Annotated in this window: 23 protein-coding genes and 1 pseudogene; 23 read left to right on the plus strand and 1 reads right to left on the minus strand. The window is 40.8% G+C overall.

What is annotated here, in order from left to right:
• Window positions 1-267 precede the first annotated feature (267 nt).
• From CD039_RS08725 to spoVG, 22 genes and pseudogenes are all read left to right on the plus strand, one after another.
• Window positions 268-516 (plus strand): hypothetical protein, encoded by a 249-nt coding sequence (locus tag CD039_RS08725; RefSeq protein WP_240595120.1) that lies wholly within the window; start codon window positions 268-270, stop codon window positions 514-516.
• A 173-nt stretch (window positions 517-689) separates the two neighbouring features.
• A complete protein-coding gene (locus CD039_RS08730) occupies window positions 690-941 on the plus strand; it encodes a hypothetical protein (RefSeq protein WP_103371994.1) in 252 nt (83 codons plus the stop codon).
• Window positions 942-1,137: 196 nt separating this feature from the next.
• Window positions 1,138-1,989 (plus strand): annotated as a pseudogene (locus CD039_RS08735) (SDR family oxidoreductase).
• A gap of 339 nt (window positions 1,990-2,328) precedes the next feature.
• Window positions 2,329-3,381: a PTS sugar transporter subunit IIC gene (locus CD039_RS08740; RefSeq protein ID WP_103371995.1), complete on the plus strand. Its 1,053-nt coding sequence runs from the start codon at window positions 2,329-2,331 to the stop codon at window positions 3,379-3,381.
• Between the two features lie 184 nt (window positions 3,382-3,565).
• Window positions 3,566-4,909 (plus strand): aminotransferase class V-fold PLP-dependent enzyme, encoded by a 1,344-nt coding sequence (locus CD039_RS08745; RefSeq protein ID WP_103371996.1) that lies wholly within the window; start codon window positions 3,566-3,568, stop codon window positions 4,907-4,909.
• Between the two features lies 1 nt (window position 4,910).
• Window positions 4,911-5,531, plus strand: coding sequence for a dTMP kinase (gene tmk / locus CD039_RS08750; RefSeq protein ID WP_103371997.1), 621 nt, complete (start codon window positions 4,911-4,913; stop codon window positions 5,529-5,531).
• A gap of 30 nt (window positions 5,532-5,561) precedes the next feature.
• Window positions 5,562-5,891: a cyclic-di-AMP receptor gene (locus tag CD039_RS08755; RefSeq protein ID WP_002473077.1), complete on the plus strand. Its 330-nt coding sequence runs from the start codon at window positions 5,562-5,564 to the stop codon at window positions 5,889-5,891.
• 121 nt (window positions 5,892-6,012) lie between these two features.
• Entirely contained in the window at window positions 6,013-6,939 is a 927-nt protein-coding gene (locus CD039_RS08760; RefSeq protein ID WP_103371998.1) for a DNA polymerase III subunit delta' C-terminal domain-containing protein, read from the plus strand.
• A 2-nt stretch (window positions 6,940-6,941) separates the two neighbouring features.
• Window positions 6,942-7,745 carry a PSP1 domain-containing protein gene (locus CD039_RS08765; RefSeq protein ID WP_049405772.1) on the plus strand — a complete coding sequence of 268 codons (804 nt, stop codon included), beginning with the start codon at window positions 6,942-6,944 and terminating at the stop codon, window positions 7,743-7,745.
• Between the two features lie 14 nt (window positions 7,746-7,759).
• The gene (gene yabA / locus CD039_RS08770; protein ID WP_049409971.1) at window positions 7,760-8,098 is read left to right on the plus strand and encodes a DNA replication initiation control protein YabA; all 339 of its coding nucleotides are present in this window, start codon (window positions 7,760-7,762) and stop codon (window positions 8,096-8,098) included.
• A gap of 101 nt (window positions 8,099-8,199) precedes the next feature.
• The gene (locus CD039_RS08775; RefSeq protein ID WP_103371999.1) at window positions 8,200-8,925 is read left to right on the plus strand and encodes a tRNA1(Val) (adenine(37)-N6)-methyltransferase; all 726 of its coding nucleotides are present in this window, start codon (window positions 8,200-8,202) and stop codon (window positions 8,923-8,925) included.
• Window positions 8,918-9,166: a GIY-YIG nuclease family protein gene (locus CD039_RS08780; RefSeq protein ID WP_103372000.1), complete on the plus strand. Its 249-nt coding sequence runs from the start codon at window positions 8,918-8,920 to the stop codon at window positions 9,164-9,166. Before CD039_RS08775 ends, CD039_RS08780 begins: the two co-directional genes overlap by 8 nt.
• A gap of 2 nt (window positions 9,167-9,168) precedes the next feature.
• Window positions 9,169-10,002: a 16S rRNA (cytidine(1402)-2'-O)-methyltransferase gene (gene rsmI / locus CD039_RS08785; RefSeq protein ID WP_103372001.1), complete on the plus strand. Its 834-nt coding sequence runs from the start codon at window positions 9,169-9,171 to the stop codon at window positions 10,000-10,002.
• Between the two features lie 357 nt (window positions 10,003-10,359).
• Window positions 10,360-12,351, plus strand: coding sequence for a methionine--tRNA ligase (gene metG / locus CD039_RS08790; RefSeq protein WP_103372002.1), 1,992 nt, complete (start codon window positions 10,360-10,362; stop codon window positions 12,349-12,351).
• A gap of 130 nt (window positions 12,352-12,481) precedes the next feature.
• Complete coding sequence (locus CD039_RS08795) at window positions 12,482-13,252, plus strand: TatD family hydrolase (RefSeq protein ID WP_103372003.1); 771 nt, start codon at window positions 12,482-12,484, stop codon at window positions 13,250-13,252.
• Between the two features lie 159 nt (window positions 13,253-13,411).
• Window positions 13,412-13,960 carry a ribonuclease M5 gene (gene rnmV, locus CD039_RS08800; RefSeq protein ID WP_103372004.1) on the plus strand — a complete coding sequence of 183 codons (549 nt, stop codon included), beginning with the start codon at window positions 13,412-13,414 and terminating at the stop codon, window positions 13,958-13,960.
• Window positions 13,961-13,972: 12 nt separating this feature from the next.
• Complete coding sequence (gene rsmA, locus CD039_RS08805; protein WP_103372005.1) at window positions 13,973-14,863, plus strand: 16S rRNA (adenine(1518)-N(6)/adenine(1519)-N(6))-dimethyltransferase RsmA; 891 nt, start codon at window positions 13,973-13,975, stop codon at window positions 14,861-14,863.
• A 99-nt stretch (window positions 14,864-14,962) separates the two neighbouring features.
• Window positions 14,963-15,226, plus strand: coding sequence for a Veg family protein (locus tag CD039_RS08810; protein ID WP_002473059.1), 264 nt, complete (start codon window positions 14,963-14,965; stop codon window positions 15,224-15,226).
• 381 nt (window positions 15,227-15,607) lie between these two features.
• On the plus strand, window positions 15,608-16,456 hold the full coding sequence (ispE, locus tag CD039_RS08815; protein WP_103372006.1) for a 4-(cytidine 5'-diphospho)-2-C-methyl-D-erythritol kinase: 849 nt from the start codon (window positions 15,608-15,610) through the stop codon (window positions 16,454-16,456).
• Between the two features lie 14 nt (window positions 16,457-16,470).
• A complete protein-coding gene (gene purR / locus CD039_RS08820; protein ID WP_002473054.1) occupies window positions 16,471-17,325 on the plus strand; it encodes a pur operon repressor in 855 nt (284 codons plus the stop codon).
• A complete protein-coding gene (locus tag CD039_RS08825) occupies window positions 17,312-17,686 on the plus strand; it encodes a RidA family protein (protein WP_103372007.1) in 375 nt (124 codons plus the stop codon). The genes purR and CD039_RS08825 overlap by 14 nt, the downstream gene beginning before the upstream one ends.
• Before the next feature lie 70 nt (window positions 17,687-17,756).
• Window positions 17,757-18,086, plus strand: coding sequence for a septation regulator SpoVG (gene spoVG / locus CD039_RS08830; RefSeq protein ID WP_002473066.1), 330 nt, complete (start codon window positions 17,757-17,759; stop codon window positions 18,084-18,086).
• Window positions 18,087-18,244: 158 nt separating this feature from the next.
• On the opposite strand, the gene CD039_RS11895 is transcribed toward spoVG, so the two are convergent.
• A complete protein-coding gene (locus CD039_RS11895; protein ID WP_167386250.1) occupies window positions 18,245-18,409 on the minus strand; it encodes a hypothetical protein in 165 nt (54 codons plus the stop codon).
• 363 nt (window positions 18,410-18,772) lie between these two features.
• Here CD039_RS11895 and glmU point away from each other — a divergent pair, with 363 nt between their 5' ends.
• On the plus strand, window positions 18,773-20,134 hold the full coding sequence (gene glmU, locus CD039_RS08835; protein WP_103372008.1) for a bifunctional UDP-N-acetylglucosamine diphosphorylase/glucosamine-1-phosphate N-acetyltransferase GlmU: 1,362 nt from the start codon (window positions 18,773-18,775) through the stop codon (window positions 20,132-20,134).
• Window positions 20,135-20,305: the final 171 nt, after the last annotated feature.

Raw genomic sequence — 20,305 nt, forward strand, 5'->3', positions numbered from 1 at the left:
GTTAAGCTCCTTAGCGCCGATGGTAGTCGGACTTACGTTCCGCAAGAGTAGGACATTGCCAGGCAAACCGAACCCGAAAGGGTTCTTTTTTTACGGCTTAGAAAGAGCTTAACTTCTTTATTTATCTCCGTACGAATTATAATAATACTTAAAATAAAGTATAAAGTTTTATGTTTGAATTATGAATATTTATAACTTATTAGACATTTACTTTTTTATAAAAGTAAGATACATTAAGTATAGAAAAAGAAAAAGGAGAATTTCATCGTGGAACAAAAAAATGATACAAGTTTAAAAGTATTTATTATTCTAGGGTGGATTTTTAGTGTCATAGCTTTATTCATAGCACCAATTATTTTTGGTATTCTTGGTATTGTTTTTGGAGCTTTAGTAATAGCTAAAGGTAGAACAAAACACGGTATCATAATAATTGTAGCTGCAATTGTTTTCTCCATTATAAGCACTGTGGTTGGTACTATGATTTTAAATAGTGCTTCATCATTTATTTATTTTTAATAAAGTAAGAGGAGCCTAAGTGGGCTTCTTATTTCGTAATATTAATAACCTAAAATTTGATTTCTTTTATCCATGAAAGAAAATGGCTAAACTAAGTACATTAGAAGAAAAAGATATTTACTTCTCAATAGATATAGGCTATTATATAGAAAACGTTAAAGGAGAATAACAACATGACACAAACAACGAATACGAGTTTAAAAGTATTTATAATACTAGGATGGGTTTTTGCGGGAGTAGCGCTACTTCTTTTACCACCTATTTTTGGTATAGCAAGTATTGTATTTGGAGCACTAATTATTGCTAGAGGAAGAACGTTGCACGGAATATTAATGATAGTAGCAGCTATTATTTGTACACTTATTGGTTTAGTACTTGGAGCTATAGTTACAGAAATTCTATCATCAGCATTTATTCAGTTTTAACTTTGTGTTAGAGGGCTCCTTGCCCTCTTTTTTGATTTTACGCTTAAATCACTAAAGTATTAACTACTTTAATATGAAAGTTTCTCTAATAAATGTGTGGTATAAAACCAATTAATTGTCATCCACTGTTACTTCAACTACACTTTATTCAAACCCAAAGACCTTATAGAAAGAATAAAGATAGGTGGTAATAAATATGAATATACTACTCACAGGTGCGACAGGACATTTAGGTACGCATATCACGGAACAGGCGATAGAAGCTCTAATTCCTAACTTTTATATCGGTGTGCGTAACACGAATAAAGTGCCCAAAGAATGGACGCAATCAGTAAATGTTAGAACGTTGGACTATTTCGATAAAGACAAAATGGTAAAAGCCTTTGAAAATATCGATCTAGTCATCTTTATACCAAGTATTATTCACCCATCATTTAAACGACTTCCTGAAGTTGAGAATTTGGTGGCGGCAGCTCAATAAGCGCAAGTGTCACATATTATGTTTATCGGTTATTACGCAGATCAGCATAACAACCCGTTCCATATGAGTCCGTACTTTGGATATGCTGAAAGATTGCTTGCCTCAAGCCCGGTTGACTACACGTATGTGAGAATGGCGATGTATATGGACCCGCTCGTACCTTATTTACCTGAGTTAAAGGAACGTGGAAAATTAATTTATCCAGTAGGCGAAGGTAAGATCAATTACATTTCTAGAGCAGACATTGCGAAAGGTATTGTTGCGTTATTACAACAACCTGAGAAATGGGGGCAACGTTATTTGCTTGCAGGCTATTCATATACGATGAATGAGCTTGCTGACATTTTATCAGAAGTGGCTGGTAGCCCTATTCAATATGACCCTGTGACGCGGGAAGAATTTGGCAAGATGTATGATGAGCCTCGAGGATTTGGTCCGTTACTCGCTTCTATGTACCAAGCAGGCGAGATGGGACTACTTGATCAAACTTCTCATGACTTTGAACAACTTACAGGCGAACGACCTACACCTTTCAAAGATTATTTACAGCAACATTACACTGAGTAGTGCGAGTCATCATTCATTAATAATAGAAGTCCATCATGCGTGATATGCTTCAACAACGTATCATTTCGTTGAAGTCCACCGCATCTGTGGGCTTCTTTTAATATGCAAAGCTTCTCCCATCCCCCTAAAAAATGCTCACCACCTATGTCCCCCTCACTATTTAAAATTTGTCACAATAATACGAAATTAAAGTAAATTTTATAAAAATCTAAAAAAATCAAATAATATTATTAATTATGTGTTTAATGCATCTATCTTCGGTTATTACAAGAAAGGTGACTATTTTATGAAGAAATTGAAACACATCTAATCATAGATAATAGAAGGGAGTTTTTTGGGATGCAAATGCTACTAGGTGGAGGGACATTGCTACTCCTACTTGTAGCGATGATTCTATTCTTGAAATTTGCACCTTATGGTAAGTCGGGACTTGAAGCGCTATCAGGTGCAGCCTGTGCGACATTCCTACCTCAAGCCTTTCTCAGTTATGTGATTGGCGGTATTTTTAATATTGAATTTATGAAACAAATCGGGGACAATCTCGGTAGCTTAGGCGGACTCGCAGTCGGGGTGCTCACTTGTCTCAAGATGAAGACGAACCCTGTTTATGCGGTAATTATCGGTCTTGTGCTCTATAACTTCAGTTTACTACCAGCATTTATCGCAGCCTATCTCATCTCATTTGGACTTAAATTTATCGATAAGAAAGTGCCTGAAGGTTTAAATCTTATCGTCGTGATTCTCTTAGCGCCAGCGATTACATATGGAATTGCTAGCCTGATCAATCCAGGTATCACGCTCATGCTTGAAGCAATTAGTAACGCGGTGAATGTAGTAGGTGACAGCAACCCTTACTTACTTGCAGCGATTCTCGGTATCTTGATGCCTATTACAGGTATGACGCCGTTAAGTTCAATGGTTGTTGCCAGCTTCTTAGGCATTACAGGCAACCCAATGGCCATCGGTGCGTTAACTTGTATGGGTGCGTCATTCGTCAACTTTATCTTATTCAAACGCTTAGGTATCGGTAATTGGGGTACGAGCATTTCTGTCGGTATTGAGCCACTTACTCAAATTGACAAGATTGTTCAATATCCACTCCAACTTTATAGCGTGAATGCGATTGTCGGGATTATCAACGGCTGTATCATTACGTTTAGCGGTCTCATCATCAATGCTGAAGGTGTCGCAACGCCAATTGCTGGACCTATCGTGCTCTTCGGTTTCAACGGTCCAGTTCAATCTATTATTACCATCGTAGTTGTTGCGGTGAACAGCTTAGTTTGGAGCTTTATCTTTAGTATCATTATTAAACACTTCAATTTAGTGAATATCGATTTCAAATCGCTTTTCAAAGGTAAAAGTAAAGGCTCTCAAGGCAGTCAGTCTTAATTAGATTGAACGAGCCAGAAGAGTGATATAGACGGAGGTAGAATAGTCTTCTGCCTCTGTTTTTTATTTGTTGTAAAATGACTGAAGTTACCCGCCCATTTATGACATACTCAAGAACGTGCTATAATAATTTCTAAAAGTGCTAACTTACTTAACACAAAATTTTACAGAAAAAGGTGTCTGTATGACAACGCCACTTTATCAACGGCTACAACAATACATCAATAACGAAGCAATCTCACTACACGTGCCAGGTCATAAAAATAATACAATAGGTCAGCTCGATAAGCTGGACTGGTCGATGGATATGACGGAGATTACAGGGCTAGATGATTTGCATCAACCTGACGATGTCTTAGCACAAAGTATGGCGGGAATACATAAGCATCGCGACTACCAAGCTTACTATCTCGTTAACGGGACGACATCAGGTATTCTTGCGGTAATGCAAGCCTTTCAACACGTCAAAGGAGACTATTTACTCGCACGTAATGCTCATAAATCAGTGTTCAATGGTCTAGATCTCGTTGAAGGTCAGGCAGAACTTGCAGCAACTACAGTGAGTACTGACACGCATCAGTACGTCGCACCTCTATTTGATCAAGAGCGGTTACAGAATAAGCGTTTAGCTGTCGTTACCTATCCCAACTATTACGGTGAGACATTCGATATTGCAAGCCTCGTTAATGACGCACATCAATCAGGCGTCCCCGTATTAGTAGACGAGGCACATGGTGCGCATTTCGGTCTTGAAGGCTTTCCCGATTCAGCTCTGCAAACTGGTGCCGACTTCGTGGTGCAGTCGTATCATAAGACGTTGCCGACGTTAACGATGGGTTCAATCTTATTTATTCATAAAGATGCACCTCAGAAAGAAGCGGTTGAACGTTATTTAACGTATTATCAATCATCGAGTCCGTCGTATATAGTCATGGCGAGCTTAGAATTAGGGCATGCCTTTTACCAGAAGTTTCACGACACGCATTTTACCTGTAAAAGAAATCGACTCATCGCAGCGTTACGAGAATGTGGTTTAGTGGTAACAGAAGTGGCAGATCCGCTGAAGTTGGTAGTGTGTAGCCGGGGATATGATGGTGAAACGCTTCAACGTCTCTTCGAAGAGCAAGAAATTTACTGTGAGTTAGCAGATGATCAACAAGTACTACTGATATTGCCTCTATGGCATGAAGGAGATACGTTCCCGTTCGAGAAGCTCATTGAACGCTTGCGCCATATCCAAATTGAAGCGCGTGCTTCAGAGACTCCTGTTCAAGATTCGATGTGCTTAACGAGGACTCATGGTTATATCGCAAGTCAACGAATTGAAGAAGTTAAAGCGGTCCGTCTAGAGGACAGTCTCGGGTGCGTCTTAGCGGAATCACTAATTCCGTATCCACCAGGTATTCCGCTCATGTTTAAAGGTGAAGTGGTCACAACTGAAATGATTGAACAATTACGTCAATGGTCAGAGCGACAATTACGCGTCGAAGGCTTGAGACACGATACTATACGAGTGAAGGATGAGTGATATGTCAAAGTTTATTACCTTTGAAGGTCCAGAAGGTTCAGGAAAGACAACAGTCTTGCATGAAATTGCCCAACGTTTAGAATCAGAAGGCTGGGAAGTCATAGTTACACGTGAGCCGGGTGGGGTGAAGACCGGTGAAGATATCCGCAAGATTCTATTAGAAGGCGAAGCGATTGATGACCGTTCAGAAGCCTTGTTGTTTGCGGCGTCGCGTCGTGAACATTTGGTGAATAAAGTGTTGCCTTCATTGCGTGAGGGGAAAATCGTGCTGTGCGATCGTTATATTGATAGCTCTTTAGCATATCAAGGTTATGCGCGAGGTATTGGAGTAGAAGAGGTACGCAGTATTAACGAGTTTGCGATTAATGGGCTGTATCCTGACCTCACACTTTACTTAGATATTCGTGCTGCAGTTGGTATTCAACGTATAAATGATAATCAAAGAGCACAAAATCGTTTAGATCAAGAAAAGTTAGATTTTCATGAGAAAGTAGTTGAAGGTTATCGCCAAATTATCCATAATGAACCTAACAGATTTGCTGTGATTAATGCGGAACAAAGTATTGAAGAAGTAGTCAACTCTGCGTATGAATCTATCATCAAATACTTAGAGAAAATATGATATAATGTTACGAAGAGGTGTTATGTTGTTATGAAGATGATTATAGCAATCGTACAAGATCAAGATAGTCAAGAGCTATCAGATGAACTCGTAAAGCATGATTTCAGAGCGACAAAGCTTTCTACTACCGGAGGCTTCTTGAAAGCAGGAAACACGACGTTCTTATGCGGTGTAGAAGACGAACGTGTCGATGACATCCTCAAGGTAATTGACGATACTTGTGGTAACAGAGAACAACTCGTTTCTCCAATTACACCAATGGGTGGAAGTGCAGATTCTTACATTCCTTACCCAGTTGAAGTAGAAGTTGGAGGCGCTACAGTCTTCGTCATGCCTGTCGAAGCGTTCCATCAATTCTAACTATAACGGTTGCTTTATATGCCTTGGTTTCTGCGTCTAGATGAGATGATTGCTTCGCGCGATGTCTTTGAACAGCAATCATGCATATTGAGCAGCCTTTTTACATAAAGGAGTCAAAGTGATGGATGAACAACAAATGTTGACTCAAGCATACCAATCGAACCGACTCTCACATGCCTATCTCTTTGAAGGCGATGATGCAGAGTCGATGAAACAAGTTGCGATGGCGTTTAGTACCATGATTCTGTGTGACGATGCGGAACAATGCCGCTCGAAAGTAGAGCATCACAACCATCCTGACTTTCTCTACGTCTCAACAGATGAGAATACGATTAAGAAAGAACAGATTGAGCGACTCGTACGTCACATGAATCAATTGCCGATTGAAAGCACGCACAAAGTTTATATCATCGAATCCTTTGAGAAACTCAGTGTCCAAGGTGAGAATAGTATCCTAAAGTTTCTCGAAGAACCTCCAGAGAACACGATTGCGATACTACTCACTACGAAACCGGAGCAAATCCTAGATACGATCCACTCTCGCTGCCAACACATTCACTTTAAACCGATTGATAAACAGCGTTTCATCCAACGTCTAGAGGACCGTGATGTGCCTCGTGCGGCTGCTGAAATGTTGAGCACTTATACGACACAGATTGAGACGGCTCTAGCGTTACATGAGGAAACAGATCTTCTTGCTTTGCGTAAAATAATCTTAAAGTGGTGTCAGCAATTAATGACGCAGTATTCTATGGCACTCATCGGCATCGTCGACTTATTGAAACATGCGAAGAATCGACGTTTGCAATTGCTCACACTCGCTGCAATTAATGGGTTCTTTGAAGATATGATGCATGTTAAAGTAGGTTTGGATCAACAATTAATTTACTCTGATTTAGGTGAACAATTTGAGCATTGGGCTCAGAAACTGGACTATACACAAATTGTGTTAATGTATGATCGCATCACAGAAGCACATAAGAAGTTAAACCAGAATGTGAACCCTACATTAGTATTTGAACAAATCGTCATAAATGGGGTGAAATGACAATGCAAAATGTGGTAGGCGTATATTTTCCTAAAGCAGGAAAGCTTGAATATTATTCTCCACAAAGCTTCGATTTAAGTGAAGCACAATACGTCGTAGTTGAATCTACGCGTGGTATCGAAATGGGCTACATTAAATATGGACCGTTAAACGTGGCAGATGAGGATGTCACTTTGCCTTTAAAGCACATCATTCGTGTAGCTACAGAAGCGGATAAAGCCCAATTTGAACAGAATGAGCAGGATGCCGAAGCAGCATTCGACATATGTAAGACAGTCATCGATCAACTTAAATTGGATATGCGTCTCGTCAATTGTGAATATATATTGGACAAATCTAAAGTGATCTTTAACTTCACCTCAGATGACCGTGTAGACTTCCGAAAGTTGGTAAAAATACTCGCTCAGAAGTTAAAGACTCGCATTGAATTGCGTCAGATAGGGGTGCGCGACGAAGCAAAGTTGCTAGGTGGGATTGGCCCATGTGGCAGATCCCTATGTTGTTCAACCTTCTTGGGAGATTTCGAACCCGTCTCTATCAAGATGGCGAAAGATCAGAATCTCTCACTTAATCCAACAAAGATATCTGGAGCGTGCGGCCGTCTGATGTGCTGTCTGAAGTATGAGAACGATCACTACGAAGAAGCGCGCGCACAGCTTCCAGATGTAGGCGAAGCGGTCGTTACTCCAGACGGACAGGGGGAGGTCGTAGGACTCAATATTCTAGATATTTCAATGCAAGTGAAGATCGAGGGCGTTGAACAACCTTTAGAGTACAAGATGGAAGAATTAGAAGCATTGAAATAGGAGGCGTATGCACGTTGAATCGAACAGAAATATTTGAACGTTTAACGTGGTTAGAGAAGAACGTAGAGAGCATTAATCAGAATATGTCTGAGCTCAAGACATTAGCTGTTGAACTCGTAGAAGAGAACGTTGCGCTACAAATTGAGAATGAGAATTTACAAGCACTTATCGAGAAGAATGAGTCAGCTAAAGATACCGATGTGGAACAGCGTAAACCTAAGAAACCATTGAGAAGTAAAGATAACTTAGCGATGTTATATAAAGAAGGTTTCCACATTTGTAACGGGGAATTATTTGGAAAGCATCGCAAAGGTGAAGATTGTTTATTCTGTTTAAAGGTGCTAGACGATTAATTAAGTAATAGAGAGAAACGAAGGGATAGGATGTTTGCGATAGGCTTACTACAAGCATCGCCATCCTATCCTTTTAATTTGAATGGAGGACGTGGTAACACATGTTACGTGAGCACGAGCGTTTAGATTATTTAACGAAAGAACATTTGCGCATCATTCAGAATGATGAGGTCTTCTCTTTTTCAACAGACGCCTTGTTACTTGCGCATTACACGACTGTGCGTAAGAATGACAAGATAATGGATCTGTGTTCAGGGAATGGCGTGATACCTTTACTGTTAAGTGCGAAGAGTACGCAATCTATCGAAGGTATCGAAATTCAGTCACAACTCGTAGATATGGCTAAGCGTTCTTATCATTATAATCAACTTTCAGACCGGTTGATGATGCATCATATGGATTTGAGAGAAGTTTTCACGCATTTTCAACCTGCTCAATATTCATTAATTACGTGTAACCCTCCATATTTTAAAATGAACCAACAACATCAGCACCATAAAGAAGCGCATAAGATTGCACGACATGAAGTCATGTGTACGCTGGACGATTGCTGTAAAGCGGCACGCCATCTACTCAAAGAAGGCGGTCGTTTCATCATGGTTCACCGTGCGGACCGTCTCATGGATGTCTTAACGACGATGCGCCAGTATCGTTTGGAGCCAAAACGCTTAAAGATGGTATATAGTAAACCCGGCAAGTCTGCTCAGATGATGATCGTAGAAAGCCGGCGTGGCGGCCAACAAGGCTTGGAAATCACTCCGCCGTTCTATATTTATACAGCAACGGGTGAGTATTCTGAAGAAATGCGAGCGATTTATTATGGATAAACATTATGTGTATATCGTAAAGTGTAAGGACGACAGTCTTTATACAGGTTATGCTAAAAATGTGGAACAACGAGTGGAAAAACATAATAAAGGTTTAGGTGCCAAATATACGAAAGTAAGACGTCCTGTCGTGTTAGTTTATCAAGAAGTGTACGAGACAAAGTCAGAAGCGTTGAAACGTGAGTATCAAATCAAACAATATTCGAGAAATAAGAAGTTAGCGTTGATTAAGGAGGGATAGTGATGGCAACTTTATACTTAGTAGGTACGCCAATCGGTAACTTAGCTGACATTACTTACAGAGCGGTTCAGACACTACAGTCCGTAGATCTCATCGCATGCGAAGATACGAGAGTAACGCAGAAGTTATGCCAACATTACGAGATACATACACCATTGAAGTCCTACCATGATCATAATAAAGAGAAAGAGACCGCACATCTCATCGAGTTATTACAGCAAGGAAATGACATTGCGCTCGTTTCTGATGCGGGATTACCCTTGATTAGTGACCCAGGTTACGAATTAGTAGTGGCTGCCAGAGAAGCACAATTGCGTGTAGAAACGGTCCCAGGTCCTAATGCAGGGCTCACGGCATTGATGGCGAGTGGACTCCCATCTTTCACCTATACTTTTCTAGGCTTCTTACCACGTAAGGATAAAGAGAAAGTTGAAGTACTCAAGCAACGGATGTATGAAGATAGTACGTTGATTATCTATGAATCACCGTATCGCGTGAAAGATAGTTTACAAGCGATTGCACGTGTGGATGATGAACGTCAGGTTGCGCTTGGGAGGGAATTGACGAAGCGATTTGAACAAATTGAAACAGGAACGCCAAAGACACTGTTGCAGATGATTGAGCGAGACGACATACGTCTAAAGGGTGAATTTGTCATTCTAATACAAGGTGCTGCTCCAGAAGCTGATAATGCCTGGTTTGAAGACTTAACGATTCACGAACATGTCGACTACTACTGCGAACAAGGACAGAAACCAAAAGCAGCAATCAAACAAGTAGCGAAAGATAGACAGATGAAGACAGGCGAAGTCTACGATATTTATCATGAAGTGTAGTGGAAGATATCGGTAGTGTCCGGGATGGATAACGAGCCTGGGAGATAGTTGAAAATGTGTGGTAGAAATAAAATAAAGTCATTTGTGTTTAAATTTTATTCCAGACCATTTTACTATCGAAAAAATCAAGATGAATATGCCCATAGCCTACGTGAATTATGGTATTGTTAATAAGATAGGGCATTTGAAATACGAACGACAAATGATGATGATAATCAACAAATACGAAACTCAATATGTGACGAATATCCAATACTAACGAGGTGCCGGATTGGCTCAATCAGCCTACCATCGTCCATTGAAACCATAGTTGAAGTTAGCTATTATTTATAATGTAAGAAATGAGGAGGAACACTGATGGCTCAAGAAACATTTTACATTACAACGCCAATCTACTATCCTAGTGGCAATCTACACATCGGCCACGCTTATACTACAACAGCAGGAGATGTCATTGCGCGTTATAAAAGAATGCAAGGCTATGATGTGCGTTACCTAACTGGAACTGACGAGCATGGTCAGAAGATTCAAGAGAAAGCGCATAAAGCCGGCAAGACGGAGAAAGAATACTTAGACGAAATGATCGCGGGCATTCGCGCGTTATGGGACAAACTTGAAATCTCTAACGACGACTTTATTCGTACGACAGAAGAGCGTCATAAGCAAGTCGTGCAACAAATCTTTGAACGTCTGCTTAACCAAGGAGACATCTACCTCGGTGAGTACGAAGGTTGGTATTCTGTACCTGACGAAACGTACTATACTGAAACACAATTAGTAGATCCGGTATACGAAGACGGTAAGATTGTCGGAGGTAAAAGTCCAGATTCCGGCCATGAAGTTGAGTTAGTTAAAGAAGAAAGTTACTTCTTCAAACTTTCTAAATATACGGATCAACTCTTAGAATTCTACGACGAGAACCCAGATTTCATTCAACCTGCTTCTCGTAAAAATGAAATGATTAATAACTTTATCAAGCCTGGCCTTGAAGACTTAGCTGTGTCACGTACGTCATTCGATTGGGGTATTCGTGTGAAATCGAATCCTAAGCACGTAGTCTACGTATGGATAGACGCATTAGTAAACTATATTTCTTCACTTGGCTACTTATCAGATGACGATAGTTTATATCAAAAATATTGGCCAGCAGATATCCATATTATGGCGAAAGAAATTGTACGTTTCCACTCTATTATTTGGCCAATCTTACTCATGGCGTTAGACCTTCCACTTCCTAAGAAAGTCTTTGCGCATGGTTGGATTCTCATGAAAGATGGCAAGATGAGTAAATCGAAAGGTAACGTTGTGGATCCTAATGTACTTATCGACCGTTACGGCTTAGATGCGACACGCTATTATTTAATGCGTGAACTCCCATTCGGCTCTGATGGGGTGTTTACACCTGAAGGTTTCGTAGAGCGTACGAACTATGATTTAGCGAATGACTTAGGTAACTTAGTGAACCGTACGATTTCTATGATTAACAAATATTTCGATGGTGAACTTCCTGCTTACCAAGGTCAGAAACACGACATTGACCCAGACTTAGAACAACTTGCGACAGAAACAGTAGAAGTGTTCCACGAGAAGATGGATGAACTTCAATTCTCAGTCGCGTTATCTACAGTATGGAAATTGATCAGCCGTACTAATAAATATATTGATGAAACAACACCGTGGATTCTCGCTAAAGACGAGTCTCAACGTGATATGCTAGGCAATGTCATGGCGCACTTAGTAGAGAATATCCGCTACATTGCGGTCTTACTTCGTCCATTCTTAACGCATGCGCCTAAACAAATCTTTGAGCAACTTAATATCAATACACCTGAGTTATTCGAGTTTGAAAGTTTAACAACATATGGTGCCTTAACTGAACCTATTATGGTGACTGAGAAACCACAACCAATCTTCCCACGCTTAGACAGCGAACAAGAGATTGCGTATATTAAAGAATCTATGCAACCACCGAAAGCAGCTGAAAGTAACGAAAGTGAAGCGGCAGAAGAGAAAGAAGACAGTAAGCCACAAATTGATATCAAAGCTTTCGATAAAGTGGAAATCAAAGCAGCAACGATTACAGATGCGGAACAAGTGAAGAAGTCGGACAAACTTTTACGCATCCAAGTTGAACTTGCTAACGAACAACGACAAATCATTTCAGGTATCGCTAAGTTCTATCAACCTGAGGACATTATTGGTAAAAAGGTTGCAGTAGTGACGAACTTGAAACCTGCGAAACTCATGGGTCAGAAATCTGAAGGTATGATTCTGTCAGCTGAAAAGGATGGCGTATTAACGTTAGTCAGCTTGCCAAGTGCCGTACCAAATGGCGCAATCATTAAATAAACGACTAACAGGACGCAAGTCAGGGAATAAGTTGAATGATGACAGGCTGCGAGTAGCTGGAAGAGGGAGGATAATGTGAAATGTTTCTTTCCTAAATCATCGCAGCCTACCTTAATGGAGGAGTGTTAGTATGTTAATCGATACACATGTACATCTTAATGCAGAACAATACGACGAAGACTTAGAAGAAGTGATCCAACGCGCACGCGATAACGGCGTGGATCGCATGTTCGTTGTTGGCTTCGATACACCTACTGTAGAGAGAGCGATGGAACTCATCGATCAATACGATTTCCTATACGCGATTATTGGCTGGCATCCGGTTGATGCGATTGATTGTACAGAAGAGCGTCTCAACTGGATTGAAGAGCTTGCGCAACATCCTAAAGTAATAGGAATTGGTGAAACAGGTCTTGATTACCACTGGGACAAATCACCGAAAGATGTACAGCAAGATCTATTGCGCAAACAGATTGCATTAGCTAAACGTGTTAACTTGCCGATTATCATTCACAATCGTGAAGCGACACAAGACTGTGTAGATATCTTGCTTGAAGAGCACGCAGAAGAGGTCGGAGGCATCATGCACAGTTTCAGTGCCTCTCCAGAGATTGCAGATGTAGTGATTAACAAACTAGATTTCTACGTCTCTCTCGGTGGCCCTGTGACGTTTAAAAATGCGAAACAACCGAAAGAAGTAGCGGAGCACGTGCCATTTGATCGCTTGCTCGTCGAAACAGATGCACCGTTCTTGTCTCCGCACCCTTATCGAGGCAAGCGTAATGAGCCTGCCCGCGTGACTTTAGTAGCGGAAAAGATTGCTGAACTCAAAGGCGTTAGTTACGAGGAAGTTTGTCGTCAAACAACTGAAAATGCAGAACGTCTATTTAAATTATCATAGACAGAAACGAAAGATGTCGGTTAAGACTGAAGATCATCCATGTGTTGTCGTTCTTCATAGCCAACCGACATCTTTTTTAGTCAATAAAGCCACCAAAGGAAGGGATGAATCTCACACTTTAGCAGGTGTGAACAGAATGAGAGAAAGGTGTCATCTATAGTGAAGATTAATGAGTTTATCGTCGTTGAAGGACGAGATGATACAGCACGTGTTAAGCAAGCAGTGCAATGTGATACGATAGAGACGAATGGTAGTGCCATCAATCGGCAAACGCTAGAGGTCATCGCACAAGCACAAGAGACACGTGGTGTGATTGTCTTAACGGATCCAGACTTTCCCGGGGACAAGATTAGATCAATTATTACCGAACATGTGCCGGGCGTTAAACATGCATATCTCGACCGCGCTTTAGCTAAGAACAAGCGAGGTAAGATTGGTATTGAACATGCCTCAGAAGATGCGATTCGCCAAGCGTTAACACATGTGAGTAGTCCTTATGAAGAGGGCGAAGAATCGATTAGTAAGGCAACGTTGATTGATCTAGGGTTGATCATCGGACCGGATGCACGCAGACGTCGTGATTTGATTGGAAGTCGTTTGCACATTGGGCATTCTAATGGTAAACAGTTATTGAAAAAGCTTAATGCGTTTGGTTACACTGAAGCTGATGTGCGTCGTGCATTAGCTGAAAGCGAAGAAGAAAGGTAGGAACGTAATTCTATGGAGCATAAAGATATAGCGACGCCGAGTCGAACACGGGCGCTGTTAGAACAACATCATTTTAACTTTAAGAAAAGCCTTGGTCAGAATTTCCTTATCGATGTAAATATCATTCGTAAGATTATTGATGCCAGCGAGATTGACGCGACGACAGGTGTGATTGAGATTGGTCCAGGAATGGGTTCGTTGACTGAACAGTTAGCCAAGAAAGCGCAGAATGTCTTGGCGTTCGAAATCGATCAACGTCTCATACCGATATTGGATGAGACCCTCGCACCCTACTCTAATGTTCAAGTGATTAATGAAGATATTCTGAAAGCAGATATTGCCCACTACGTCCAAACCTACCTTGGCCATTGTGAACGTATCATGGTGGTAGCGAATCTACCGTACTATATCACGACACCGATCTTGCTCAATCTGATGCAGCGTTCACTTCCTATCGATGGATACGTGGTCATGATGCAGAAAGAGGTGGGCGAGCGTTTAAATGCGCAAGTAGGAACGAAGGCCTATGGTTCACTGTCTATCGTTGCGCAATATTATACAGAGACGAGCAAAGTCTTAACTGTGCCTAAGACGGTATTTATGCCGCCGCCGAACGTGGATTCCATCGTCGTGAAATTGATGCAACGTCCGTATCCGCAAATCGATATCGATGACGAAGATCGTTTCTTTAAGATGACAAAAGGCGCTTTCACGCAGCGACGTAAGACGATTAACAATAATTATCAGAGTTTGTTTGTAGATGGTAAAAAGCATAAAAAAGCGATTACGGCATGGCTTGAAGCGGCGAATATTAATCCGAAGAGACGTGGAGAAACGCTAACTATTGAAGAATTTGCGACACTTTATGAGCAGTTGAAAAATTTTCCGGAATTGGAAATTTAAAATATTGACATCCTTATAGTAGGTTGATAAAATTGAATGTTTGTTTGACAAATCGCTTCAAATTGTGTTATTATACAATATGTAGCGAGGTGGAGCAATATGCCAAAAAGTATTGGAGACATCAAAAATTCACTTGATTGTCATTTAGGAAACCGAATTGTACTTAAAGCAAACGGAGGACGTAAGAAGACGATTGAACGCTCAGGCGTATTAAAGGAAACATACGCTTCAGTATTTATTGTGGAGCTCGACCCTGAGAAACACAATTTCGGTCGCGTATCATACACTTACACAGACGTGCTTACAGATAATGTACAGGTTTCTTTCGAAGAGGATAATCAGCAAGAAGCAGTTGCACACTAATTGAAGACAGTGATGTGTTGTAGATGAAATGAGATACATAATGTACTGCAGAGTGAAACAAGCGTAGGATGAGAGCCTAGTCGGTAGACGAGATGCTTGTACGGCACGCAGACATCTACAATGAGAGGATAGGTTGAAGAGATATATTGGTAACGAGCTTGCCAATATATCTCTTTTTCATTATGTGAAAACTTGCTACACTGTTAACTAACGACGCAAACGAATGATAATAACACTTAATGCGCGATCCAAAGGAGTAGTAACTCTTTTTATAAAATAGTTAATAAATAGACGATTGTAAATTGGAAAATAAGGACGTCAATATGCGGATTATGTTAAAATTTAAAGCAGAGAATTATTGAAACGAAAGAAGGTGGGAAGATGATAATAGAAACGGCTCCAGCGAAGATCAATTTCACATTAGATACACTGTTTAAGCGACCAGACGGCTACCATGAAGTTGAAATGATCATGTCGACGATTGACTTAAATGATCGCTTGTCTTTCGAACGGCGACAAGATCGACGCATCGTTGTGGAAGTCGAACAGAATTATGTTCCTACCGATAGTAAGAATTTAGCGTATCGTGCAGCAAAGCTAATGACTGACACATATCATCTCGAGCAAGGTGTCACCATTACACTAGACAAAGATATTCCAGTTTCAGCCGGACTCGGTGGAGGCTCATCTGATGCTGCAGCTACCCTTAGAGGTATCAATCGACTATTTGATTTAGGATGTTCGATGGACGAGCTCTGCCAGCTTGCGATACAAATCGGTACGGACGTGCCTTTCTGCGTTCAAGGTCATACGGCTTTCTGTACGGGAAAAGGTGAGCATATCCAACCGCTCAACAAACCACCTTCTGCTTGGGTCATCGTGGCCAAGCCAGATTTAGGTATTTCTTCGCCAGATATCTTTCGAACGCTTAATTTAGAAGAAGAACACGAGGTATATACACAATCGTGTTTACAAGCGCTAGAGACCGGAGATTATGAACGCTTGTGTCGTAGTCTTTCTAATCGGTTAGAGCCGATATCTGGAGAGAAGCATCAAGAGATATTGAAGATTAAAGGTAACATGCTACGCAGTGGGGCAGATGGCGCTGTGATGAGTGGCAGTGGTCCTACTGTATATGCACTCGCACAGAAAGAACGCCAAGCCAAGAAGGTCTTTAATGCTGTTAGTGGTTGTTGTAACGAAGTATATTTAGTTAGATTGCTAGGATAGAAGGGATGAATAGAATGCGATTTAAGAGAAGTGAACGTATCGTCTTTATGACACAATATTTAATGAACCACCCAAACGAAGTGGTGCCACTCACTTTCTTCGTGGACAAGTTTAAACAAGCGAAATCATCAATTAGTGAAGATGTCCAAATTATTCGCGAAACATTTTTAAAGGAAGGGTTAGGCGTTGTGAAGACCGTAGCTGGTGCAAGTGGCGGTGTAACCTACAAACCTAAGATGGGCGCCGAGGAAGCGCGTAAAGTCGTTGACGAAGTGATTGACCGCTTACAAGAGAAAGATCGCTTGCTTCCAGGTGGCTATCTCTTCTTGTCAGACTTGATGGGTAACCCTGCTTTACTCAACAAGATTGGTAAATTGATGGCGACGCTCTATATGGATGAAGATTTAGACGCTGTTGTGACGATCGCAACGAAAGGTATTTCTTTAGCCAATGCGGTGGCAAACATCTTAAACTTGCCAGTTGTAGTTATTCGCAAAGACAACAAAGTCACAGAAGGCTCAACAGTTTCAATTAATTACGTCTCAGGCTCTTCACGTAAGATTGAAACAATGGTATTATCTAAACGAACATTACCTGAAGGTTCGAACGTTCTTGTCGTCGATGATTTCATGCGAGCAGGTGGCTCTATTAACGGCGTGATGAATTTAATGAATGAGTTTAAGGCACGCGTAAAAGGGGTATCAGTACTTGTAGAATCCAAAGAAGTTAAACAAAGATTGATTGAGGATTATACTTCCTTAGTAAGACTATCGAACGTAGACGAATACAACCAAGAATTTACGGTAGAAGAAGGTAATAGTTTAGATAAGTTTGTACAGGAGGAGAGTCAACAACATGAGAGTGATTAATACTACTAAAGCACCGGAAGCTTTAGGACCTTATTCACATGCAACAGAGGTCAATGGTGTTGTCTTCACATCAGGTCAAATTCCACTAACACTGGAAGGAGAAATTGTGAGCGACGATGTGAAAGCACAGACGAAACAAGTATTAGACAATCTTAAAGTTGTTCTTGATGAAGCAGGATCAGATTTAGATTCTGTCTTTAAAGCAACTATTTTTATTGCGGATATGAACGATTTCCAATTTATTAATGAAGTTTATGGTCAATACTTTGAACAACACCAACCAGCAAGAAGTTGTATCGAGGTTTCACGATTGCCGAAAGACGTAAAAGTTGAAATCGAACTTGTTGCTAAAGTAAAATAGTTTAAGGAATATAATTTTAATTAAAGATTGTTAAGCTTCTATACAAAGAGATACTAGGGGGGCTCACTACATGAAAGTGACAGATGTAAGACTTAGAAAGATAGAAACAGACGGTAGAATGAAAGCACTTGTTTCAGTTACGCTTGATGAATCATTCGTAGTTCATGACTTACGCGTAATTGAAGGCAACTCAGGTCTTTTCGTCGCGATGCCAAGCAAGAGAACACCCGACGGTGAATTCCGTGATATCGCACACCCAATCAATTCAGACATGAGACAAGAAATTCAAGACGCAGTCATGAAAGTATACGATGAAACTGATGAAGTTATTCCAGATAAGAATGCGAAACCATCAGAAGATGATGCGGAAACAAGTGACTCAGAAGATACTGAAGCATAAGATTGAATACAGATGTGTGGCATGACATGAAACATGGCACACACCCTATAGAGATAGATTAATTGAGTTCTGATAGCAAATAAAGCTGTCAGAACTCAATTTTTTTGGTTGAGTGAAGTGTAATGTTGGAGATAAAGTTCGCACAACGGGTATGGTTTTTATGAATTGTTTTGGCGTTTCTCCCTATGCGCTTGGCGTCTTTTTTCTTCGTCAGATAGGTGGTTAGGATATTTATGAGGATTTCTAACTCCATCTACTGCTCCAAAAATGAGCACGATGATAAAGCATACTGCTGCGATACCTATAGTAATAATCCACCACATTAATTACACACCTCCTCGTGTTGTCTTTCAATTCTACTTTAACATTTATAACAATAGAAAAATATACTAAACGTTAATAAAGAACAATAGTATAAATTTCGAAAACTTACTTTTGATTTTAAAAGATGTAATAAGTGCGCTATAAATTCCTACTGATGGAGAACTTCCCTAAATTTCAACTTCAATAGCGAGCTGGCATACATCTGCCCGAAAGAAATACCTTTCTAAATGAACTCCAATTTTTTGACGGAACAGTTAAATATTTTGAATTCAGTTTACATTCACCCTTTCGACCTTGAAAGGTAGTATTGCGTTAAATTATAATAGGATAGAAGTGTAATTTTTAATGGAGGGTTAGCATTCATGCATAGACGTGCAATCGTACTCGCAGCGGGCAAGGGTACACGTATGAAATCGAAGAAGTACAAAGTGCTACACGAACTTGCAGGCAAATCAATGATTGAACATGTGGTCAATAACGTGAAAGGTTCAGGCGTGGAGGACATTGTCACAATCGTCGGTCATGGTGCTGAGCATGTTAAGGAAACGTTGGGTGAGCAATCACAATACAGTTTCCAAGAAGAACAGCTTGGTACAGCGCATGCAGTGAAGATGGCTGAAGAACATTTTGCCAACCAAGACGGAACAACGTTAGTCGTATGTGGTGACACGCCACTCGTAACAGAAGAAACATTTCGCGCATTGCTCGAACATCACGAATCACATCATGCGCAAGCGACAGTGCTTTCGGCTACAGCGCCTAATCCATTTGGATATGGTCGTATCGTGAAAGACGAAGCAGGAAAGCTCGTAAAGATTGTCGAGCAGAAAGATGCAAGTGACGAAGAGCAAGCGATAGACGAAATCAGTTCAGGCATCTTCGCCTTTGACAACGCTGTGCTATTTGACAAATTAGCTCAAGTGAAGAACGATAATGCGCAAGGTGAGTACTATTTACCAGACGTGTTATCACTGATCTTGGAAGATAACGGAACAGTGGAAATCTATCATACTGATGACTTTGATGAAATTATGGGCGTAAACGATCGCGTCATGTTGAGTCAAGCAGCTCAAGCGTTACGTTTACGTATTAATGAGAAACATATGCGCAATGGTGTAACGATCATTGATCCAACAACTACATACATCGAAAGTGACGTCACAATCGGTATGGATACAGTTATTGAACCTGGTGTGAAACTGGCAGGTAAGACGTCTATCGGTGAAGATACGGTAGTCGGTCAGTATTCCGAAATCACAAATAGTACAATCGGCAACAATGTGTCTATTAAACAATCTGTCATCGATGCATCTCAAGTGGAAGATGACGTGAAGATTGGACCGTTTGCACAACTTCGCCCAGAGTCCAACATTGGTGAAGGCGTGAAAGTCGGTAACTTTGTTGAGGTTAAGAAATCCGACGTCAAAGCTGGAGCGAAACTGCCTCACCTCAGTTATATCGGCGACGCTGAGATCGGCGAACGCACGAACGTAGGCTGTGGCTCTATTACAGTGAACTATGATGGTAAAAATAAATTCAAGACGGTCATCGGTAAAGAAGGCTTTATCGGTTGTAATACGAACCTCATCGCGCCTGTCACTTTAGGTGATCGTGTAACGACTGCAGCAGGCTCTACGATTACGGATGACGTACCGGAAGATAGTCTCGCGCTCGCACGTTCACGTCAGACGACGAAAGAAGGTTATTTTACTGACAAGCGTTGATTCACAGTAAAGTAACGTAGTATCGTTATTGGATGTAAGCGTTTTTGCGTAAAAGGGTATAGTAAAGAAACAACATAAGAGAGGTAAGCAGAATTTCAGAATAATCGTATGGTAGGAAGAAGACGAATGAGCAGCGGTTGCGCTAACGTCTTTCAGTAAGGCCTTGGTAAG

This window comes from Staphylococcus argensis (assembly GCF_002902305.1).
GTDB lineage: Bacteria > Bacillota > Bacilli > Staphylococcales > Staphylococcaceae > Staphylococcus > Staphylococcus argensis.

Coding starts and splice junctions, on each gene's coding strand:
- CD039_RS08760 (WP_103371998.1), top strand. CDS start 6,013: ATGGATGAACAACAAATGTTGACTCAAGCATACCAATCGAACCGACTC.
- CD039_RS08795 (WP_103372003.1), top strand. CDS start 12,482: ATGTTAATCGATACACATGTACATCTTAATGCAGAACAATACGACGAA.
- CD039_RS08745 (WP_103371996.1), top strand. CDS start 3,566: ATGACAACGCCACTTTATCAACGGCTACAACAATACATCAATAACGAA.
- CD039_RS08755 (WP_002473077.1), top strand. CDS start 5,562: ATGAAGATGATTATAGCAATCGTACAAGATCAAGATAGTCAAGAGCTA.
- CD039_RS08740 (WP_103371995.1), top strand. CDS start 2,329: ATGCAAATGCTACTAGGTGGAGGGACATTGCTACTCCTACTTGTAGCG.
- tmk (WP_103371997.1), top strand. CDS start 4,911: ATGTCAAAGTTTATTACCTTTGAAGGTCCAGAAGGTTCAGGAAAGACA.
- CD039_RS08775 (WP_103371999.1), top strand. CDS start 8,200: ATGTTACGTGAGCACGAGCGTTTAGATTATTTAACGAAAGAACATTTG.
- CD039_RS08730 (WP_103371994.1), top strand. CDS start 690: ATGACACAAACAACGAATACGAGTTTAAAAGTATTTATAATACTAGGA.
- rsmI (WP_103372001.1), top strand. CDS start 9,169: ATGGCAACTTTATACTTAGTAGGTACGCCAATCGGTAACTTAGCTGAC.
- metG (WP_103372002.1), top strand. CDS start 10,360: ATGGCTCAAGAAACATTTTACATTACAACGCCAATCTACTATCCTAGT.
- rsmA (WP_103372005.1), top strand. CDS start 13,973: ATGGAGCATAAAGATATAGCGACGCCGAGTCGAACACGGGCGCTGTTA.
- purR (WP_002473054.1), top strand. CDS start 16,471: ATGCGATTTAAGAGAAGTGAACGTATCGTCTTTATGACACAATATTTA.
- CD039_RS11895 (WP_167386250.1), bottom strand. CDS start 18,409: ATGTGGTGGATTATTACTATAGGTATCGCAGCAGTATGCTTTATCATC.
- CD039_RS08810 (WP_002473059.1), top strand. CDS start 14,963: ATGCCAAAAAGTATTGGAGACATCAAAAATTCACTTGATTGTCATTTA.
- CD039_RS08825 (WP_103372007.1), top strand. CDS start 17,312: ATGAGAGTGATTAATACTACTAAAGCACCGGAAGCTTTAGGACCTTAT.
- ispE (WP_103372006.1), top strand. CDS start 15,608: ATGATAATAGAAACGGCTCCAGCGAAGATCAATTTCACATTAGATACA.
- CD039_RS08765 (WP_049405772.1), top strand. CDS start 6,942: ATGCAAAATGTGGTAGGCGTATATTTTCCTAAAGCAGGAAAGCTTGAA.
- glmU (WP_103372008.1), top strand. CDS start 18,773: ATGCATAGACGTGCAATCGTACTCGCAGCGGGCAAGGGTACACGTATG.
- spoVG (WP_002473066.1), top strand. CDS start 17,757: ATGAAAGTGACAGATGTAAGACTTAGAAAGATAGAAACAGACGGTAGA.
- CD039_RS08780 (WP_103372000.1), top strand. CDS start 8,918: ATGGATAAACATTATGTGTATATCGTAAAGTGTAAGGACGACAGTCTT.